Annotated in this window: 14 protein-coding genes; 5 read left to right on the forward strand and 9 right to left on the reverse strand. The window is 57.5% G+C overall.

Features of this window, described 5'->3' with window-relative positions:
• Nucleotides 1–58 precede the first annotated feature (58 nt).
• On the reverse strand, nucleotides 59–907 hold the full coding sequence (gene alkA, locus BJF97_RS19460) for a DNA-3-methyladenine glycosylase 2 (protein WP_032693728.1): 849 nt from the start codon (nucleotides 905–907) through the stop codon (nucleotides 59–61).
• Nucleotides 908–1,043: 136 nt separating this feature from the next.
• Here alkA and yegD point away from each other — a divergent pair, with 136 nt between their 5' ends.
• Nucleotides 1,044–2,396, forward strand: coding sequence for a molecular chaperone (gene yegD / locus BJF97_RS19465; RefSeq protein ID WP_032693727.1), 1,353 nt, complete (start codon nucleotides 1,044–1,046; stop codon nucleotides 2,394–2,396).
• Between the two features lie 90 nt (nucleotides 2,397–2,486).
• Here the strand turns inward: yegD and BJF97_RS19470 are convergent, their stop codons facing one another.
• Nucleotides 2,487–3,770: a citrate synthase gene (locus BJF97_RS19470; RefSeq protein WP_014230079.1), complete on the reverse strand. Its 1,284-nt coding sequence runs from the start codon at nucleotides 3,768–3,770 to the stop codon at nucleotides 2,487–2,489.
• Nucleotides 3,771–4,611: 841 nt separating this feature from the next.
• Between BJF97_RS19470 and BJF97_RS19475 the strand changes: the two genes are divergently transcribed.
• From BJF97_RS19475 to BJF97_RS19485, 4 genes are all read left to right on the forward strand, one after another.
• Nucleotides 4,612–6,573 carry a sensor histidine kinase gene (locus tag BJF97_RS19475; RefSeq protein WP_223240608.1) on the forward strand — a complete coding sequence of 654 codons (1,962 nt, stop codon included), beginning with the start codon at nucleotides 4,612–4,614 and terminating at the stop codon, nucleotides 6,571–6,573.
• Complete coding sequence (locus tag BJF97_RS19480; protein ID WP_032693725.1) at nucleotides 6,570–7,268, forward strand: response regulator transcription factor; 699 nt, start codon at nucleotides 6,570–6,572, stop codon at nucleotides 7,266–7,268. The genes BJF97_RS19475 and BJF97_RS19480 overlap by 4 nt, the downstream gene beginning before the upstream one ends.
• Nucleotides 7,269–7,634: 366 nt before the next feature.
• Entirely contained in the window at nucleotides 7,635–7,775 is a 141-nt protein-coding gene (locus BJF97_RS34305) for a small membrane protein (protein WP_142394548.1), read from the forward strand.
• 108 nt (nucleotides 7,776–7,883) lie between these two features.
• Nucleotides 7,884–8,501, forward strand: a complete 618-nt coding sequence (locus BJF97_RS19485; RefSeq protein WP_032693734.1) for a helix-turn-helix transcriptional regulator — start codon at nucleotides 7,884–7,886, stop codon at nucleotides 8,499–8,501.
• A 296-nt stretch (nucleotides 8,502–8,797) separates the two neighbouring features.
• On the opposite strand, the gene BJF97_RS19490 is transcribed toward BJF97_RS19485, so the two are convergent.
• The 7 genes from BJF97_RS19490 to BJF97_RS19520 form a co-directional block, all read right to left on the reverse strand.
• The gene (locus BJF97_RS19490) at nucleotides 8,798–10,030 is read right to left on the reverse strand and encodes a dicarboxylate/amino acid:cation symporter (RefSeq protein ID WP_206044987.1); all 1,233 of its coding nucleotides are present in this window, start codon (nucleotides 10,028–10,030) and stop codon (nucleotides 8,798–8,800) included.
• Nucleotides 10,031–10,306: 276 nt separating this feature from the next.
• Nucleotides 10,307–11,821, reverse strand: a complete 1,515-nt coding sequence (locus BJF97_RS19495; protein ID WP_025107772.1) for an ABC transporter substrate-binding protein — start codon at nucleotides 11,819–11,821, stop codon at nucleotides 10,307–10,309.
• Nucleotides 11,802–12,836 (reverse strand): ABC transporter ATP-binding protein, encoded by a 1,035-nt coding sequence (locus BJF97_RS19500; protein WP_032693723.1) that lies wholly within the window; start codon nucleotides 12,834–12,836, stop codon nucleotides 11,802–11,804. Before BJF97_RS19500 ends, BJF97_RS19495 begins: the two co-directional genes overlap by 20 nt.
• A complete protein-coding gene (locus BJF97_RS19505) occupies nucleotides 12,836–13,810 on the reverse strand; it encodes an ABC transporter ATP-binding protein (RefSeq protein ID WP_032693722.1) in 975 nt (324 codons plus the stop codon). The genes BJF97_RS19500 and BJF97_RS19505 overlap by 1 nt, the downstream gene beginning before the upstream one ends.
• Nucleotides 13,807–14,652 (reverse strand): ABC transporter permease, encoded by an 846-nt coding sequence (locus BJF97_RS19510; protein WP_032693721.1) that lies wholly within the window; start codon nucleotides 14,650–14,652, stop codon nucleotides 13,807–13,809. Before BJF97_RS19510 ends, BJF97_RS19505 begins: the two co-directional genes overlap by 4 nt.
• On the reverse strand, nucleotides 14,649–15,587 hold the full coding sequence (locus BJF97_RS19515; protein ID WP_004852520.1) for an ABC transporter permease: 939 nt from the start codon (nucleotides 15,585–15,587) through the stop codon (nucleotides 14,649–14,651). Before BJF97_RS19515 ends, BJF97_RS19510 begins: the two co-directional genes overlap by 4 nt.
• Nucleotides 15,587–16,486 carry a proline iminopeptidase-family hydrolase gene (locus BJF97_RS19520; RefSeq protein WP_032693720.1) on the reverse strand — a complete coding sequence of 300 codons (900 nt, stop codon included), beginning with the start codon at nucleotides 16,484–16,486 and terminating at the stop codon, nucleotides 15,587–15,589. Before BJF97_RS19520 ends, BJF97_RS19515 begins: the two co-directional genes overlap by 1 nt.
• Nucleotides 16,487–16,595: the final 109 nt, after the last annotated feature.

Here is a 16,595-nt window from a genome sequence, read left to right on the forward strand (position 1 = left end):
AACGCCGCAATTATAGGGATTTCAGCGCGTCGATACCAGTGCTAAGCGCCTCCCGGGTCTATTCCTCCACCGGCGACCAGCCTTGCGTATACCAGATATGCAGTAAAGCGTACGAGCGCCAGGGGTGCCAGCGGCTGGCATAGCGCGCAATCCGCGCCGGCGTCATGCCGGGAAAACGCTGTTTAATCAGATAATCATCCGCCAGGAAGATATCCGGCGCCTGCCAGCCGCGCAGCGCGAAATAGTTCGCCGTCCAGCGGCCTATGCCGGGCAGCGTCTGCAGCTGCTTTATTCCAGCATCGATATTCTCCGGCGCGAAGAGGGGGAGATCGCCGCGGATCGCCGCCTGCGCCAGGTGGATCAGCGCCTCCGCGCGCCGCAGGGGCATGCCCAGCGCCTTTAGCGCCAGCGGATCGGCCTGCGCCAGCCGCTGCGCGCTCGGGAAGAGATAAAAGCCCGGCGCGTCGGACAACGGTTCCCCGAAGGCGGCCACCACTTTCCCGGTGAGCTTTGCCGCCATGGCCACGCTCACCAGCTGGCCGAGCACCGCACGTACCGCTTGTTCAAACGCATCCAGCGAGCCCGGCAGACGAAGCCCCGGCCTTGGCAGCGCAAGGCTTCCCAGCGTCAGGGCAATCTGCTGCGGGTCGCAGGATAAATCAAATAAACGCGCAACCCGCGCCAGGCACGCCTCCGCGACCGGCTGCAGCCCGGCGGAAAGCGTCACCTGCATGCCCTGCGCGGCGTCATCCGGCGTCACCGTGATGAGTCCGGCGTGGCCATTCAGGGCGAAGCTGCGGCAATAGCTGTCGCCGGCAAAAGTTTCAATCCCCTGCACCGTACGCGCGCCAAGAAAATGAAACATCCATTGCCAGTCGTAGGGGGAATGCCAGGGTAGCAGCGTCATCATTTCTCCTTTTTTAGCGCTTCAATCATAGCGGCTCCGCGCCGCCTGCGCCTTGCTTTTAAATTCCAGTTGTCGCAGTGCCGTCAATCCGCTAAAGTCGCCCCCCTTCTTCACCGGCATGGGGATTTTGCAGGCTATGTTTATTGGTTTTGACTACGGTACCGCTAACTGTTCAGTGGCGGTGATGCGCAACAATACGCCGCAGCTGCTGACGCTGGAAAACGGTAGTTCACTATTGCCATCAATGCTTTGCGCGCCGACCCGCGAAGCGGTCAGCGAGTGGCTCTACCGCCATCACGACGTCCCGCCCAACGGCGATGAAAACCAGGCGCTGCTGCGTCGCGCGATAAGCTTCAACCGCGAGGAAGATATCGACGTACTCGGCAACAGCGTGCAGTTTGGTCTCGCTTCGCTGCATCAGTACGTTGAAGATCCGCAAGAAGTCTACTTCGTAAAGTCGCCGAAATCGTTTCTCGGCGCCAGCGGGCTCAAGCCGCAGCAGGTAGCGCTGTTTGAAGACTTAGTGTGCGCCATGATGCTGCATATCAAACTCCAGGCGCAAACGCAGCTGCCGGAAACCATCGACCAGGCGGTTATCGGACGGCCGATTAACTTCCAGGGGCTTGGCGGCGATGATGCCAACGCCCAGGCGCAGGGCATTCTCGAACGTGCGGCAAAGCGCGCGGGCTTTCGCGACGTCGTGTTTCAGTTTGAGCCGGTCGCCGCCGGTCTGGATTTCGAAGCGACGCTGAGTGAAGAAAAACGCGTGCTGGTCGTCGATATCGGCGGCGGTACCACCGACTGTTCGCTGCTGTTGATGGGGCCGCAGTGGCGGGAAAAAGCCGATCGCCAGCAAAGCCTGCTCGGCCACAGCGGCTGCCGCGTCGGCGGTAACGACCTGGATATCGCCCTGGCCTTTAAATGCCTGATGCCGCTGCTGGGGATGGGCGGCGATACCGAAAAAGGCATTGCGCTGCCGATTCTGCCGTGGTGGAATGCGGTGGCCATTAACGACGTGCCGGCGCAGACCGACTTTTACAGCGCCGCCAACGGTCGCCTGCTTAACGATTTGCTGCGCAGCGCCCGCGATAGCGAAAAAGTCGCGCTGCTGCTGAAGGTCTGGCGTCAGCGCCTGAGCTATCGCCTGGTGCGCAGCGCGGAAGAGAGTAAAATCGCCCTTTCCGCGCAGCCGAGCGTCACCGCCGGGCTGCCGTTTATTAGCGACGAGCTGGCGACAGCCATCAGCCAGCAGGGTCTGGAAGCTGCGCTGGATCAGCCGCTGGCCCGGATCATGGAGCAGGTTCAGCTGGCGCTGGATAACAGTAATGAAAAACCGGACGTGATTTACCTGACCGGCGGCAGCGCTCGCTCGCCGTTGATTAAAAAAGCGCTGGCGGCGCACCTGCCGGGTATTCCGGTTGCCGGAGGCGATGATTTTGGCTCGGTTACCGCCGGGCTGGCCCGCTGGGCGCAGGTGATGTTTCGCTAAACATCCGCTGCGTTCCCGCACCACAGAACGCAGTGAATTTGTAGCCCGGCTCAGCGCAGCGCGAGCCGGGCTAAATCTTCCCGATTGCCGTCACCCTTCACGCCGCGAAACGTAATCCCGCCGCTTTTCGCCGGTATAAATCTGCCGGGGACGATATATATTCAGCGGCGCTTCGTGCATTTCGTTCCAGTGCGCCACCCAGCCAAGCGTTCTGCCTACGGCGGTAATTGCCACAAACATCGATGAAGGCAGCCCCATCGCTTTAAGGATCACCGCGGTGTAGAAATCCACGCTCGGCGACAGGCCATTTTCAACAAAGTAGGGGTCGGTCAGCGCCACCTCTTCAAGAGCCATCGCCACCTGTAGCGGCATATCGGACATCCCCAGTTCCTTCAGCACCCGGTGACAGGTTTCGCGCAAAATAGCGGCGCGCGGATCAAGATGACGGTAGCGAGAGTTACCGAATCCCAGACGACGAAACGCCTGCGGATCGCGTTTCGCTTTGCTCAGGAACGCCGGAATTTGGTCGACGGTGTTGATCTCCTCCAGCATCCGCATACTGGCTTCGTTCGCCCCGCCGTGGGCCGGTCCCCATAAAGAAGCGAGTCCGGCGGCAATGCAGGCAAAAAGATTCGCCCCGGAGGAGCCCGCCGCCCGGACGGTGGTCGTCGATGCGCACTGGCCGTGGTCGGCGTGCAGCACCAGGATCTGGTTCATCGCCTGCTCAATCACCGGATTCAGCTGATACGGCTCCGCCGGGATAGCAAACAGCATATGCAGGAAATTCCCCGCGTAGGAAAGATCGTTGCGCGGATACTGCGCCGGTTGCTCAATAGAAAACTTATAGCTCATCGCCGCCAGCGTCGGCATTTTCGACAGCAGGCGGGTGGCGGCCAGCGCGCGGTGCTCAGGATTTTCAACGTCCAGCACATCGTGATAGAACGCCGCCAGCGTGCCCACCAGAGCGCACATTAAGGCCATCGGATGCGAGTCGCGCCGAAAGCTGCTGCACATGCGGCCAATCTGCTCGTGTACCAGGCTATGGCGGGTAATCGTGTTTTTGAACGACTGATAGCTGGCTTCGTCAGGCGCATCGCCCCGCAGCAGAATCCAGGCTACCTCAAGGAAGTCGCACTGGCGAGCCAGCTGATCGACCGGATAGCCGCGGTGCAGCAAAACGCTGTTTTCGGTATCAATCCAGGAGATGGCCGACGTACAGCCTGCGGTGTTAGCAAAACCGGGGTCGAAACTGCATATACCTGCGGACGCCAGCGGACGAATATCCATGCCGGGATAGCCCTGCGTCCCTGAGACCGTACTCAACGGAATGGACTGTTGTTCATCCAAAGACAGCGTTAGCGATTTCGTCGTCATCCTGTCAGGTCTCCTTGCACAACGAGTGAATGATTTACCTGGTCATTTTTCCAGGCGGAATAACCAACATAACCACAGTCGTCCGCGGATTCTTTGATGTAAATAACCAAAACATTGATAAAGGACCGCTATTACGGGTGGGGAAGAAACAGAAAATCGCCCTTTCAACCGCATAAAATACGCTTACCCCGAAATTACCCTCATCTAAATTCTACTATCACGCCTTAGAATACTGATTTTATTTCATCACAGGTCAATATATAACCATTTTATTTTTTTGCCCGCATAAATCCGCTACTCGCACGCGGTGCCATGGACTGCCGGTGTCAGTTTTTTATCACACGCTCGTCGGCGGTCTTTTATGAGGGTCTGTGCGACCGGTCATCCCATCAGCCGCGGTGGATTCATCGCCAAATGCGCCTCACTCGCCGCAGATATTGTCCGTTATCGTTATTTCAGCGTAAATTAAACTTGAATATAACCCGCTGCTTTTATATGCGCTGATTAAATAATCTAATGCCAATTTTATATAGCTGTCGCGTCAATTTATGGCATAACATCATAAACTCGTATGCTGCGCCTGAACTTTCAGGTTGCTTATTATGCACCTCCCCCCTACGTTAACGTTGATTGAGAATCTTCTTACAGCAGGTCTGGCCAGTTACCCGGCGTGCAGATAACGCTGGAATAATATCTTCGGCACCAGCAGAATGCTGCGTTGCCCGGTCCTGGACGTTTATTTCCCGAATGCGGAGGGGTACCTGTGCCTGCGGCAGCGTTCCTCTGCGTTTATACCGTCTGATTGATTAATCCATGCCACAAGGGGGCGTGATTGAATCGTTTGTGCGCTTTTTATGATCTTATTCGCAGGAGCCGCAGCGCGCATTTCTGGGCATGGTGCGGCGTCATTATCGCTCTGCAGATAGGGGTGCCAGCCCGCGCGGAGGTCCGCCAGCTGGGTATTGATATTCCGGTCTACTGGTACGCCGACGCCAGCGACACGCTGACCCTCAACGCCTTTCTTTCACTCCCTGAAGAGGTGCTAAAAACGGCGCCGCTTATCCCGTCGTTCGGCTACTCGACAAAGGCCTACTGGCTACGTACTTCGCTCCCGGCGGCCTTATTTGCTGGCGAACAGCGCTGGCTGCAGCTCGGTCCGTCGTTTGTCGATCGTTTGACCGTGTTTTATCGCCCCTACGGCAGCGACAGTCCATGGCGACAGAAAGAGTTTGGCGACCATGCGTCTGCCCGGGATAACGATCTCGACTACCGCGAAAGCGTTCTGATTTTGCCGCCCCCGCCGACGGCGGCTGGCTACGAGATGGTATTCCGTCTCCAGAGCAGCAGCACCCTGATTCTGCTGGCGACGCTCTCCTCGCCGCAGGAGTTCGTGCGTTCGGCCACGCTCGATACCGCTTTCTGGAGCTTCTATTTTGGCCTGGCGGTAATTGCCAGCGGCATCGCCCTGTGGCTTGCCATCGCGCTGCGTCGGCGCCTGCTGTGGGGGATCTGCCTGTTCTCGCTAAACTATCCGCTCGTCGCGGCCCTGCATGGCTACCCGGAGTGGTTATTTGGCAGCGCCCTGCTGCCGGTTCAGGATTATATGATCAGCTGCCTGTCGCTAGTGAGCTACGCCACCGCGCTGTGGCTGCATAGCGAAGTTTTCGATCTCAAGAAAAATATGCCGCGGCTGCATCAACTGCTGCTGGCGGCGATCGGTTTAAACATCGTTCTGCAAATCAGTATTCCGCTGGGCTTTTACGGCCTGGCGATGCAGATAGAGGCCGGGATATTTTTTATCGCCGCCCCTATTCTGTTAATCACGTCATGGATGCTGTGGCGGCGCAAAGCGATTGATATCAATACGCTGCTGCTGGGGCTGCTGCCGCCGATATATGTCGTCTCCGCCGGGCTGGCACTGCTCTCTATCCACGGCGTCATTCCGTTTCATAATGGGGTCTATTCCACCTGGCAGTACGCGCTGATTATTCATATCGTCACCGTCCTGATCATCGCCGTACTGCGGGTGCGGGCGGAAAACCGGACTCTGGTACGCAAGCAGCAGCTGGCGCGAGAGCTACAGATTGAACGCGAGGCCAGCTTCCACCAGCGCCAGTTTATGGGAATGGTGGCGCATGAGTTCAGAACGCCGCTGGCGATCCTCCAGGCCGCGCTGGAAAACCTGCGCCTGTGCCCCGCAACGGTGACGCAGAGCTCGCGCCTCGACCGCATGCAGCGGGCGACAACCCGTCTGGTACAGCTTACCGATAATTGCCTGGCCGACGCCCGGCTCTCCTCCAGGGACCTGCACGCCGACAAGCAGGATGCAGCGCTGCTGCCGGTCATCTATATGGCCGCGACGGTCGTGGATCTTTCGCTTAACCATTATCTGGATGTCACCCTTGAGGGGCAAACTGTGGGTCCGGACTCCCCTTCACCGGTGCTGTTTATTGATAGCGGGCTACTGTGTATCGCCATCGCCAACCTGCTCGACAACTCGGTGAAATATGCCGCCTCCGGGGAGATAAGCATCGAGATTTATCCGCAGGAAAAACACGTGGAATTACGCATTGGCGATCGCGGTCCCGGCATCCCGCCTGAACAGGTCGAGCATATTTTCGAGCGCTATCGGCGCGGCGAAACGGATACCGCAACGCCGGCCGGGACCGGGCTTGGCCTGTATGTCGCCCGACAAATCATCCAGGCTCACGGCGGGGACCTGTGGCTGGCAGAGAACACGTCGACCGGATGCAAATTTGCGCTCACGCTCCCGGCTAACGGACAGCAGAAGGACACATCATGACATTACGCGTCGCAATCATCGAAGATAGCGCTGATTTACTCGACGAGCTGCTGGCTTTTCTGCGCCATCGCGGCTTCGATGCCTGGGGCGTGCGCAGCGCCGAAGCCTTCTGGCGGCAGCTGCATCGCGATCCGGTTGATATTGTGCTTATCGATATTGGCTTGCCGGGTGAGGACGGCTTTAGCGTGCTGGACTATTTGCACGAAATTGGCCAGTTCGGCCTGGTGGTGGTGACCGCCAGAGGGCATGAGCAGGATCGGCTCCAGGCCTTAAACGCCGGCGCCGATCTCTACCTCATCAAGCCGGTCAACTTTTCCGACCTCGCGGAGAGTATTCAGGCGCTTGGCTCCCGGCTTCGCCAGCAAAAACCGACGGAACGCGTCAACCCGGCGCTATCAGCAGAGCGGCCAGCGCCGTCTCACTGGGTGCTCCAGAACGAGCACCTTGTGGCGCCGTCTGGGCTGGCCCTGCCGCTCACGCAGCAAGAGTACCGGCTGCTGGAAGTGTTAATGCGTAACCGCAATGAGGTCTGCAGCAAGGTTGACCTGCACACCTCTCTGTTTACCGATGAAGGCGAACCGGAACTGCACCGAATCGACGTCGTGATCAGCCGCCTGCGCCACAAGGCCCGCCTTCACGGTATCACCCTGCCGATTCGCGCGATTTTTGGCAAAGGGCTGGCGTTTCTCTCCTGACCTTTCCCCGGCCGGCAGCAGCAGCGCTGCCGGTCAGTATTCCGCCATCCGCGCGGCGTCATTGCGAAGTTGTTTTCAGTTTTGCTCCTCTTGTTAATTTTTTTCAGTTTTTGAGAGGAATGAGAGAAATGAGACTGACAGCACATTAAGAATTTTCTTACATTGACATGGCGTCGTGAGCGTACCGGCCCAAAGCGTCCCTGAGCGAACCGACTATTGCTGATCCAGCGATAGCTGAATTCAGGACGCTTGCCGCGCGCTTTTCGTACGCGTATCGCGAGCACGGTTTAAAGAAGAGTATAAAAATATTCCCGTGCCGGCGAGGTACATTTTTAACACCTAAAATTAAGTTAAAGGATATCTATCATGGCCATGCAAACATGGTTAGCCTTATTGCTGTGCATATTTTGCCTTTGCGTGTCTGTTTACAGCCTTGTTTCCTATATCAGAGACAGGAGAAAACAAAAAATTCCGTTTTCAACTAAGAATTCATCGCGCAGAAAATAACTAAAGCCCCGCGAATAATAACCAAATCTGTCCAGCAGCAGCCACCGCATACGCCCGGAGGATTGATCACAACATGGCGTTATGTTGATTTATCAGGAAAATAACGCCATGAAAAAAATAAACATCGCTATCAACACCAGGAATACTTTTCTCCGAGAGTCGTTGGTTGCCATAGTCAATGAGCTCATCAGCCGCAGCGGCAACCTTAAAGCCGCTTTTTCTTATAAGCATAATGATTTTTTAGATAAGGATATCATCATCGCTGAAGTTCTTCCCGGCGAGATCTATCTGTGCAATACCAGTATTAAGAACCGTAAAAAAAACAGTTCGGTGATTATATTACACAGCTATGACAAACTTCCGGAAAAGGAGCTGATCGTCAACTGCCTTAAGGGCGTTACCTTTGTCTCAATCAAAGCCGTTAATATCGATAAGATGTTTGAAATTATTGCCCACGAGCTGAAAAGAAGTGAACTGCTTCCTCTGACGCAGAGGATCGACTCGCCGCTAATTTGCACAAACTGCCCGCATAAGATGTTGTCCAAATCGCAGGTAGCCGTCGCCACCGGCATTATTCATGGCTTCGATATCGGTAAAATTTCTGCTCTCAACAAAGTCACCCCCAAAACCATCACCTGGCACAAAAGCAAAATTATGGAAAAATACAGTCTTAATAACAATTATGACTTTTTCCAGTTTATTAACTTATTAAAAGAGCGCTGGTAAACGCGCGCACGCGCCATCGACGCTCGCATTATGTACCGTAAAATTAAGAATTTGCTGGCTTGCGAGGAACGGGATTCCGAAAAAGATCGGTAAAATGAAAAACATCTACTCAGGCGTTACGGGCAGCGGGTAACATGACCCGGTTCCCTGGTATGAAAATACCGGAGCGTATTTTTATACAATAAAAAATGCCTCTACCAGGGAATCTGTTACTTCGTCACATTGCCCCTGGCGTGCCTGTCAGGGGCCTCTTTTTCTGCGCAAAAAGCGACCCCGTCAGAGAGGCCGCCCGACGATCAGGCTTGCGCCTGCTGAGGCGCGACTTCAGCCTCAGGTACCTCATTCTGCGACAGACCTTCATTTTTTGACAGCATCGCCGTCGCAATCCCGTTACCCAGTACGTTAATCGCTGAACGCCCCATATCGAGAAAATGGTCAATCCCCATCAGCAGCAAAATACCCGCCACCGGAATATTGAAGCTCGGGATGGTCGCCGCCAGCACCACCAGCGCCGAACGCGGTACCCCGGCAATCCCTTTCGAAGCCAGCATCAGCGTCAGCATCATTACGGTAATCTCGCTAAAGCTCAGCTGAATATTGTAAGCTTGGGCGATAAACATGGCGGCAAAAGAGCAGTACACCATTGAACCGACCAGATTAAAGGAGTAGCCAATTGGCAGCACAAACGACGCGATATTACGCGAGCAGCCAAATTCCACCAGACGCTCCAGGGTCTTCGGATAGGCCGCCTCGGAGCTGCTGGTCGTGAACGCCACCAGCACCGGATCTTTGAGCATGTTCAGCAGGCGAAAAACCTCTTTTTTGAGCACCATATACCCCACCGCCAGCAGCACCGCGCTGGTCAGCAGAATCGCGACATAGTATCCGCCGATAAACGAGGCGTAATTAAGCAGGATCCCCAGCCCCTGCGAGGCGATAACCGAAGAGATCGCGGCGAAAATCGCCAGCGGCGCGACGTACATCACGTACCCGGTCACCTTCAGCATAATATGGGAAACCACGTTCAGCGCCGCCACCAGCGGGGCGTTGAATTTCTCCCCCAGCGATGCCCCGGCTATACCGAAGAACATAGAGAAGACCACGATTTGCAGAATCTCGTTGTTGGACATCGCCTCGGTAATGCTGGTGGGGATGGTATGGGTCAGAAAGCCTTTCAGGCTCATCCCGCTCACCGCCAGCCCGGTATCCACGGACTCTTTCGGGATCGCCAGGTTCAAACCGGCGCCGGGATGCTCGAGGGTAACAATCACCAGCCCGACCAGAATGGAGAGAATGGACGAGGTAATAAACCACACCATGGCTTTACCGCCGACCCGCCCAATGGTCGCCGTTTCGCCCAGCCGCATAATCCCCACCGTCAGGGTACTGAACACCAACGGCGCAATGACCATCTTAATCAGGCGCAGAAACACGTCGGTAAGCAGCGTAATGTTTTCCGACCATGCGGTAATAGTCGTTTGCCCGGCGTAAGCGTGGATGGCCGCGCCGGAGAGGATCCCCAACAGCATGAAGATGACGATGAACAGCGTGAGTTTGTTTGCACTTGCCACAAAAATTAACCCCTAATTTATTTAACGTGTTGTTTTTTAATGTATATATGTTTTATTTATTGAAATACACTAAACATTCACCACATAAATTGAATAAAAGCAGGCGGGGTTACAACTCTTTTTTAGTTTTTATAGTAAAAGTTAATGTGCTCGTTGATGTGCATCAAACTGTGCCGCGCCGCCGGTAAGATGAAAAAGGCGCCGGCGTCAGAAGACAACCGGCGCAAAGAGGCATTAGTGTTTTACGGTATCCTCCAGGAAGAAACGTCCCAGCGGATTCTGATAAAAACCATCGATATTTTTGCGGCTGACGTTGCGGTACGGGCTGTAATACAGATCGACCCAGTTCACGTCGGCCTTGGCCATTTTTTGCAGGTCGATATACATCTGCTCGCGCTTTTTACTGTCCATTTCAACGCGCGCGGCGGCCACCAGCGCTTTAACCTGGTCGTTATGATAGCGGGTCATATAGTTCATATTGGCATCGTGACCCAGCACGAAGGTGGTTTTCTGATCGGGGTCGAGAATATCGTTGGTCCAGTACATCACCGATATATCGTACTCCCCGGCCACCAGCATATCCCAGCTCTGGCTCGGGTCGACTTTTTGCAAATTCACCGTCACCCCGGCTTTTGCCAGCTGCTGTTGTAGCAAAATGGCAATTTGCTCATCGACTTCATCCCCGGCATTGACCACATAGTTCAGCTTCAGGTCGGCAGCACCCGCCGCTTTCAGCATCGCTTTGGCCTTTTGCGGATCGTATGGCCGGCGAAGATTATCCTGATAGTGGTAAAGCGCTCCGGCGGGAATATAGGAATTGGCGACCTGACCGTAGCCAAAGGTCACGGTTTTCACAATCGCGTCTTTATCAATCGCGAAGTCCAGCGCCTGACGGACTTCCACCTTGCCCAGCGCGCCGTGAGAATGATTGATCAGCAGATGGTCCTCGCGAGTAGAAGGATCCAGCTCCACCTTCAGATTGGCATCCTTTTGTAACGATGCAATGCGCGAGAAAGGCACGGTCAGCGCGGCGTCAAGTTCGCCGGCCTGCACTTTCAGCATGCGGGTATTGTCGTCCGGAATGGTTAACCACTCCACGCCATCCAGGCTGACGTTTTTCGCCTGCCAGAAGTTCGGGTTCTTCACCAGCACGATCTTTTCTCCGCGCAGCCACTCTTTCACGCTAAACGCGCCGGAGCCCACGGGCTTTTCGGCAAACGCCTCTTCGCCTTCCGCCTTCATCGCCTGCTGGGAAATCACCGAAGCGTTCGGCAGCGCCAGCTGCGATAAGAACGGCGCTGAAGGCGATTTCAGCGTCACCACCAGCGTGCGCGGGTCCGTGGCTTCCGCTTTGGCAATAATGCTATAGGAATCCCGCCACAGCGAGCCTTCATCATCGCGGATACGGATCAGGCTAAACGCCGCATCGCTGGCGGTCAGCGGCGTACCGTCCGAGAACCGGGTTTCGCGAATTTTGAAGGTATAGACTTTGCCATCCGGGGAAATCGTCCAGCTCTCGGCCACGCCCGGCTCCAGCTTCGTCCCGCTTTTATCCACCCGCACCAGCGGGTCAAAGACGTTGGAAAAGACCCAGTTATCCGCATTTTGCGCCGATTTTATCGGGTCAAACGTGGTGCTGTCCTCCCGGCGGCCAATGGTCAATACGCCGGCCGCCTGAGCTATTTCACTCACCACGCTGAGCGCCAGAAAAACGCTCGCCGCCAGTAACTTAATCTGCCTGTGCTTCATCAAAAGATCCCCCAGTTAACGGAAAAACGGTCTCATCGCCCGCGAGGTTGAGCACGCAGGCATAAGCGCGATCGGCAATCTGCCGGGTTGGTGGTGGTGCGCCGGTGCGGCACTGCACCTGCGCATAAGGGCAGCGCGGATGAAATGCACAGCCTTGTGGAACGGCTACGGGACTGGGCGGCTCGCCCCCCAGCAAATTTTTCGGCAGCGGTTTATCCGGGTCGATTTCCGGGATCGCCGAGACCAGCGCGGCGGTATAGGGATGCAGCGGTCGAGTGAAGACCGCTTCTGCCGGCCCCTCTTCCACAATTCTCCCAAGATACATCACCGCAACGCGATCGCAGAGCCGCCGCACAATCGCCAGATCGTGGGCGATAAACAGAATCGCCAGCCCCATCTTTTCCCGCAGATCCATCAGCAGGTTGACGATCTGTCCCTGAATAGAGACGTCCAGCGCCGCGACGCACTCATCGGCCACGATCAGCCGCGGCTCCATGGCCAGCGCTCTGGCAATACCGACGCGCTGGCACTGGCCGCCGCTTAGCTGAGACGGTTTCGCGCTGGCCTGCTGCGGACGCAGGCCGACCAGGGTGAGCAGTTCCGCAACCCGCAGCGCTTCCTGCCCGCGCGGGATTTTCTGATGCACGCGCAGCACCTCGGAGATGCTTTCTCCTACGGTCTGCCGGGGATTCAACGAGGCATAGGGATCCTGGAAAATCATCGCGCTTTGCTGGCGCAGACGGGCAATATCGCTGGTTAAGCCATGGGTAATGCGCTGTCCGGCGAACCGCACCTCGCCATCGGCAACCCGTTCAAGCTGTAACAGCGCTCGGCCAAGCGTGCTCTTACCGCTGCCGGATTCGCCGACAAGGCCCAGCGTCTCGCCAGGAAAGATCTGCATCGTGACCCGGTTTACCGCGTGTACGACCCGCTTCGGCCGCCAAAGGCCGCCGGAAACCGGGAAGGTGACGCAAAGATTATCGGCCTCGAGCAGCGGCCAGCGAGCGTTAACCATTATCCCTCCTGCCGTGCTGGCAAAATGTGATGGCAGGCCACCGCGTGGCTATGGCAATCCTGCCCGTAACGCAGCAATGGCTGGCTCTGACACGCCTCATCGGCGCGGCGGCAGCGCGGGTGAAAGCGACACCCTGATGGGAAGTGGTCGGCGCTGGGCGGCTGGCCGTCGATGATCGTCAGCCTCCCCCGTCCGCCTTCGCTGGCCGGCTGACAATCAATAAGCCCGCGGGTATAAGGGTGCAGCGGCCCGGCGAGCACTTCGCGTTTGTCGCCCACCTCGCAGAGCCTGCCGCCGTACATCACCGCAATCCGGTCGCAGGTTTGCGCCACCACCCCGAGATCGTGGGTGATCATAATGACCGCCAGCCCCAGCTCGGCGCGCAGGTCGCTGAGCAGGCGCAGAATCTGCATCTGCACGGTGACATCCAGCGCGGTGGTCGGTTCGTCGGCAATCAGCAGCCGGGGTTCCGGCGCGAGGGCAACGGCGATCATCGCCCGCTGGCGCATGCCGCCGGAAAATTCGTGCGGATAGTTATTGAGCCGATTCTGCGGGTCCGGGATACCGACCTGGCGCAGCAAGGCCAGCGCATCCTCCCGCGCCTGACGGCGGTTTGCCGCAAAGTGAAGGCGGCGACTTTCTGCAATCTGTTCTCCAATGGTCATCACCGGATTGAGATGGCTGGTCGGGTTCTGGAAAATCATGCCGATTTCCCGGCCGCGCACCGCCGACATTTGCCCTTCGCTGAGGGACAAGATATCCCGGCCGTCCAGCAGAACCTCACCGCCGGTAATCCGCAGTCCGGCCCCCGGCAGCAGGCGCATCAGCGCCCGGCAGGTCACGGTTTTTCCCGACCCGCTTTCGCCAACCAGCCCAAGCATCTCCCCGGCTTCAAGCGTTAACGAGACGTTATCCACCAGCGCGACATCCTCGCCGCGCATAACCGTCAGCTGATTTACCTTCAGCAAGCTCATACGCGTTCCCCTAGCTTATCGCCCAGCCCATCGGCCAGCAGGCTGAAGCCCATCGCCAGCAGCACGATGGCAAGCCCCGGAAAGGTGGTTATCCACCATGCGGTGGTGATAAAGCTCTGCCCTTCGGCCACCATAATCCCCCATTCAGCGGTAGGAGGCTGCACGCCGAGCCCGAGATAGCTCACCGAGGCCCCGTTCAGCAGCACCAGAACGCAGTCGGACATCGAAAAAATGATGGCTCCGGTTAGCGCATTGGGCAGCAGATGGCGGAACAAAATCCGCAGATGGCCGTAGCCCAGACTGCGGGCCGCCAGAATAAAATCGCGCTGTTTCAGCGTCAGTACCTGAGCGCGTACCAGCCGGGCGTAGGAGACCCAGCCCACCATCGCCATCGCCATATAAAAGCTGCTCAGCCCCGGCCCGAGGATGGCGATAATCGCCAGCATCAGCACCAGAAACGGAAAGGCCAGCACGATATCAATAACCCGCATCACCAGCGCGTCGGCCACGCCGCCGAGATAGCCCGCCAGCGCCCCCAGGGTGGTGCCGAGCATAAAGGGGAACAGGACCCCCAGCAGGCAGATTTGCAGATCGACCCGCGCCCCCCACAGCACGCGGGAAAAAACGTCGCGGCCAAAGTTGTCGGTACCGAAGAGATGCGCGCCGCCCGGCGGCAGCAGGCTGGAAGAGGCGTCCTGGGCAATCGGATCGAACGGCGCTATCCACGGCGCCAGACAGGCGACCAGTAGCCATAGTCCGACTATCGCCAGCCCGGCGAAGAGCGCCTGCTGACGCGGGATCGCCCGCTGACGCAGGCGGGAAAAGGTCGCTATCGCCTTCATAGTTTTATCCTTGGGTCGAGGGCCACGGTCAGAATATCCGCCAGCAGGCTGACCGCCACGGTGGCAAGGGCAAAGACCATTACCACGCCCTGCACCACCATGTAGTCGCGGCTAAAAATCGCCTTAACCAGCAGCTGTCCGAGGCCGGGGATAGCAAACACGCTTTCAATCACCACCGTACTGCCTATAAGCCAGCCAATATTCACCGCCAGCAGATTGATGGTCGGCACCAGCGAGTTCGGCAGCACGTGCCGCCAGAAGATACGTCTTTCCTGCTGCCCGCGCGCCCGGGCCGCCACCACATAGTCGCTATTCATCTCCATCAGCAGGCTGGCGCGCAGGTTGCGAATCAATACCGCCGACAGCGCCAGCGCCACGGTCAGGCACGGCAAAACCATATGGTGCAGCTGGTCTAAAAAATCGCTGCCGTAGCCGGAGACCGGAAACCAGCCGAGCACGATACTGAACAGCAGAATCAGCATGATGCCGAGCCAGAACGCCGGGAATCCGAGCCCGGCGGTCGTAAACAGACGAATCAACCGATCGGCGAGACGCCCGCGCTGGCGTGCGGCTATCGCCGCCAGCGGCACCGTCAACGCTACCGCCAGCAGAACGCTGCCGAGTACCAGCCACAGCGTCGGTTCCAGCCGCGAGGCAATCAGCTTCAGGGTATCCACCCGGTATACAATCGACTTCCCCAGCTCGCCCTGCAGCAGGTTGCGCAGAAAATAGCCGTACTGAACCCACAGCGGTTCATCGAGGGCAAACTGCGCGCGAATGCGGGCCAGCGCCGCCGGCGTGCTGCGCACCCCCAGCAGAATACGCGCCGGATCGCCGGGGATCGCGCGCACCATCATGAAGGTGATCAGGCTGATACCCAGCAGAACCGGCAGCAGCTGTAGCGGGCGAAAAAGCAGAAAGCGGTAACGATGCATCAATAGCCTCCCGCGTCGCGCTGGCGCGCCAGAAAATCGAGCAGCACCGGGTAGTAAGCCTGCGGCTCTTCGTAAAACGGCATATGGCTGCTGTTGGCAAAAATGGCTATTTCAGCGTTCGCCAGCCCCTGCTTCATTTTCAGGGCGCAGGCGGGCGTCAGTTCATCGTGCTGGCCGCTGGTGATCAAACAGGGCACGCGGATTGACGCCAGCTCAGCGCTGCGGTTCCAGTTTTTTAAATTACCGGTATAGAGGAATTCGTTCGGCCCCTGCATGGTGATATACGGGCCCATATTCCAGTCCCCAAGCGAGCGGATAACCGGCTCTGGCCAGACGTCAAGGCGGCACACGTGACGGTAATTCAGCAGCGTAATCGCCGCCTGATAGGCCGGATGGTCTAGCCAGCCGAGCGCTTCGTAGCGCTGCATCATCGCGACGGTTTCTGGCCCCAGCGCCCCGCGCAGACGGTTCAGCTCCTGCACCAGATGCGGCATATCGGCGACGGTGTTTTCCAGAATCAGCGAGCGAATTGCGCCAGGATGGTGCAATGCCACTTCAATCGCCAGCCATCCGCCCCATGAGTGACCAAGCAGATGCACCTGACCAAGGCCCAAAGTCCGGCGGACGGTCTCCACTTCACGCACATAGCGCGCCATCGTCCACAGGCTGGCGTCATCCGGCCGGTCGGACTTTCCGGTCCCCAACTGGTCAAAGGCGATCACCCGATAGCCGTGCTGTTTCAGGCAGGCGTGGGCTTCGCGCAGATAGTCGCAGGGCAGCCCCGGTCCGCCGTTGAGGCAGAGAACGGTCTCATCGCCGTCGCCAAACTGATAGGCCACAACGTTATAGCCTTCCACCGCAATGTTATGGCACCGGTCGGGCGCTATTTCGCTCCACATGGTCTATTCCTCATCGTCGATGGTAAGAGGGTTGGGGTCTGTCTTAACGCTAACGGCAACCCCGGACGCTGAACAGTTAGCAAAAATACTAGTTTTGCGCTGCGCCGGG

This window comes from Klebsiella sp. LTGPAF-6F (assembly GCF_001753185.1).
Lineage (GTDB): Bacteria > Pseudomonadota > Gammaproteobacteria > Enterobacterales > Enterobacteriaceae > Klebsiella > Klebsiella michiganensis.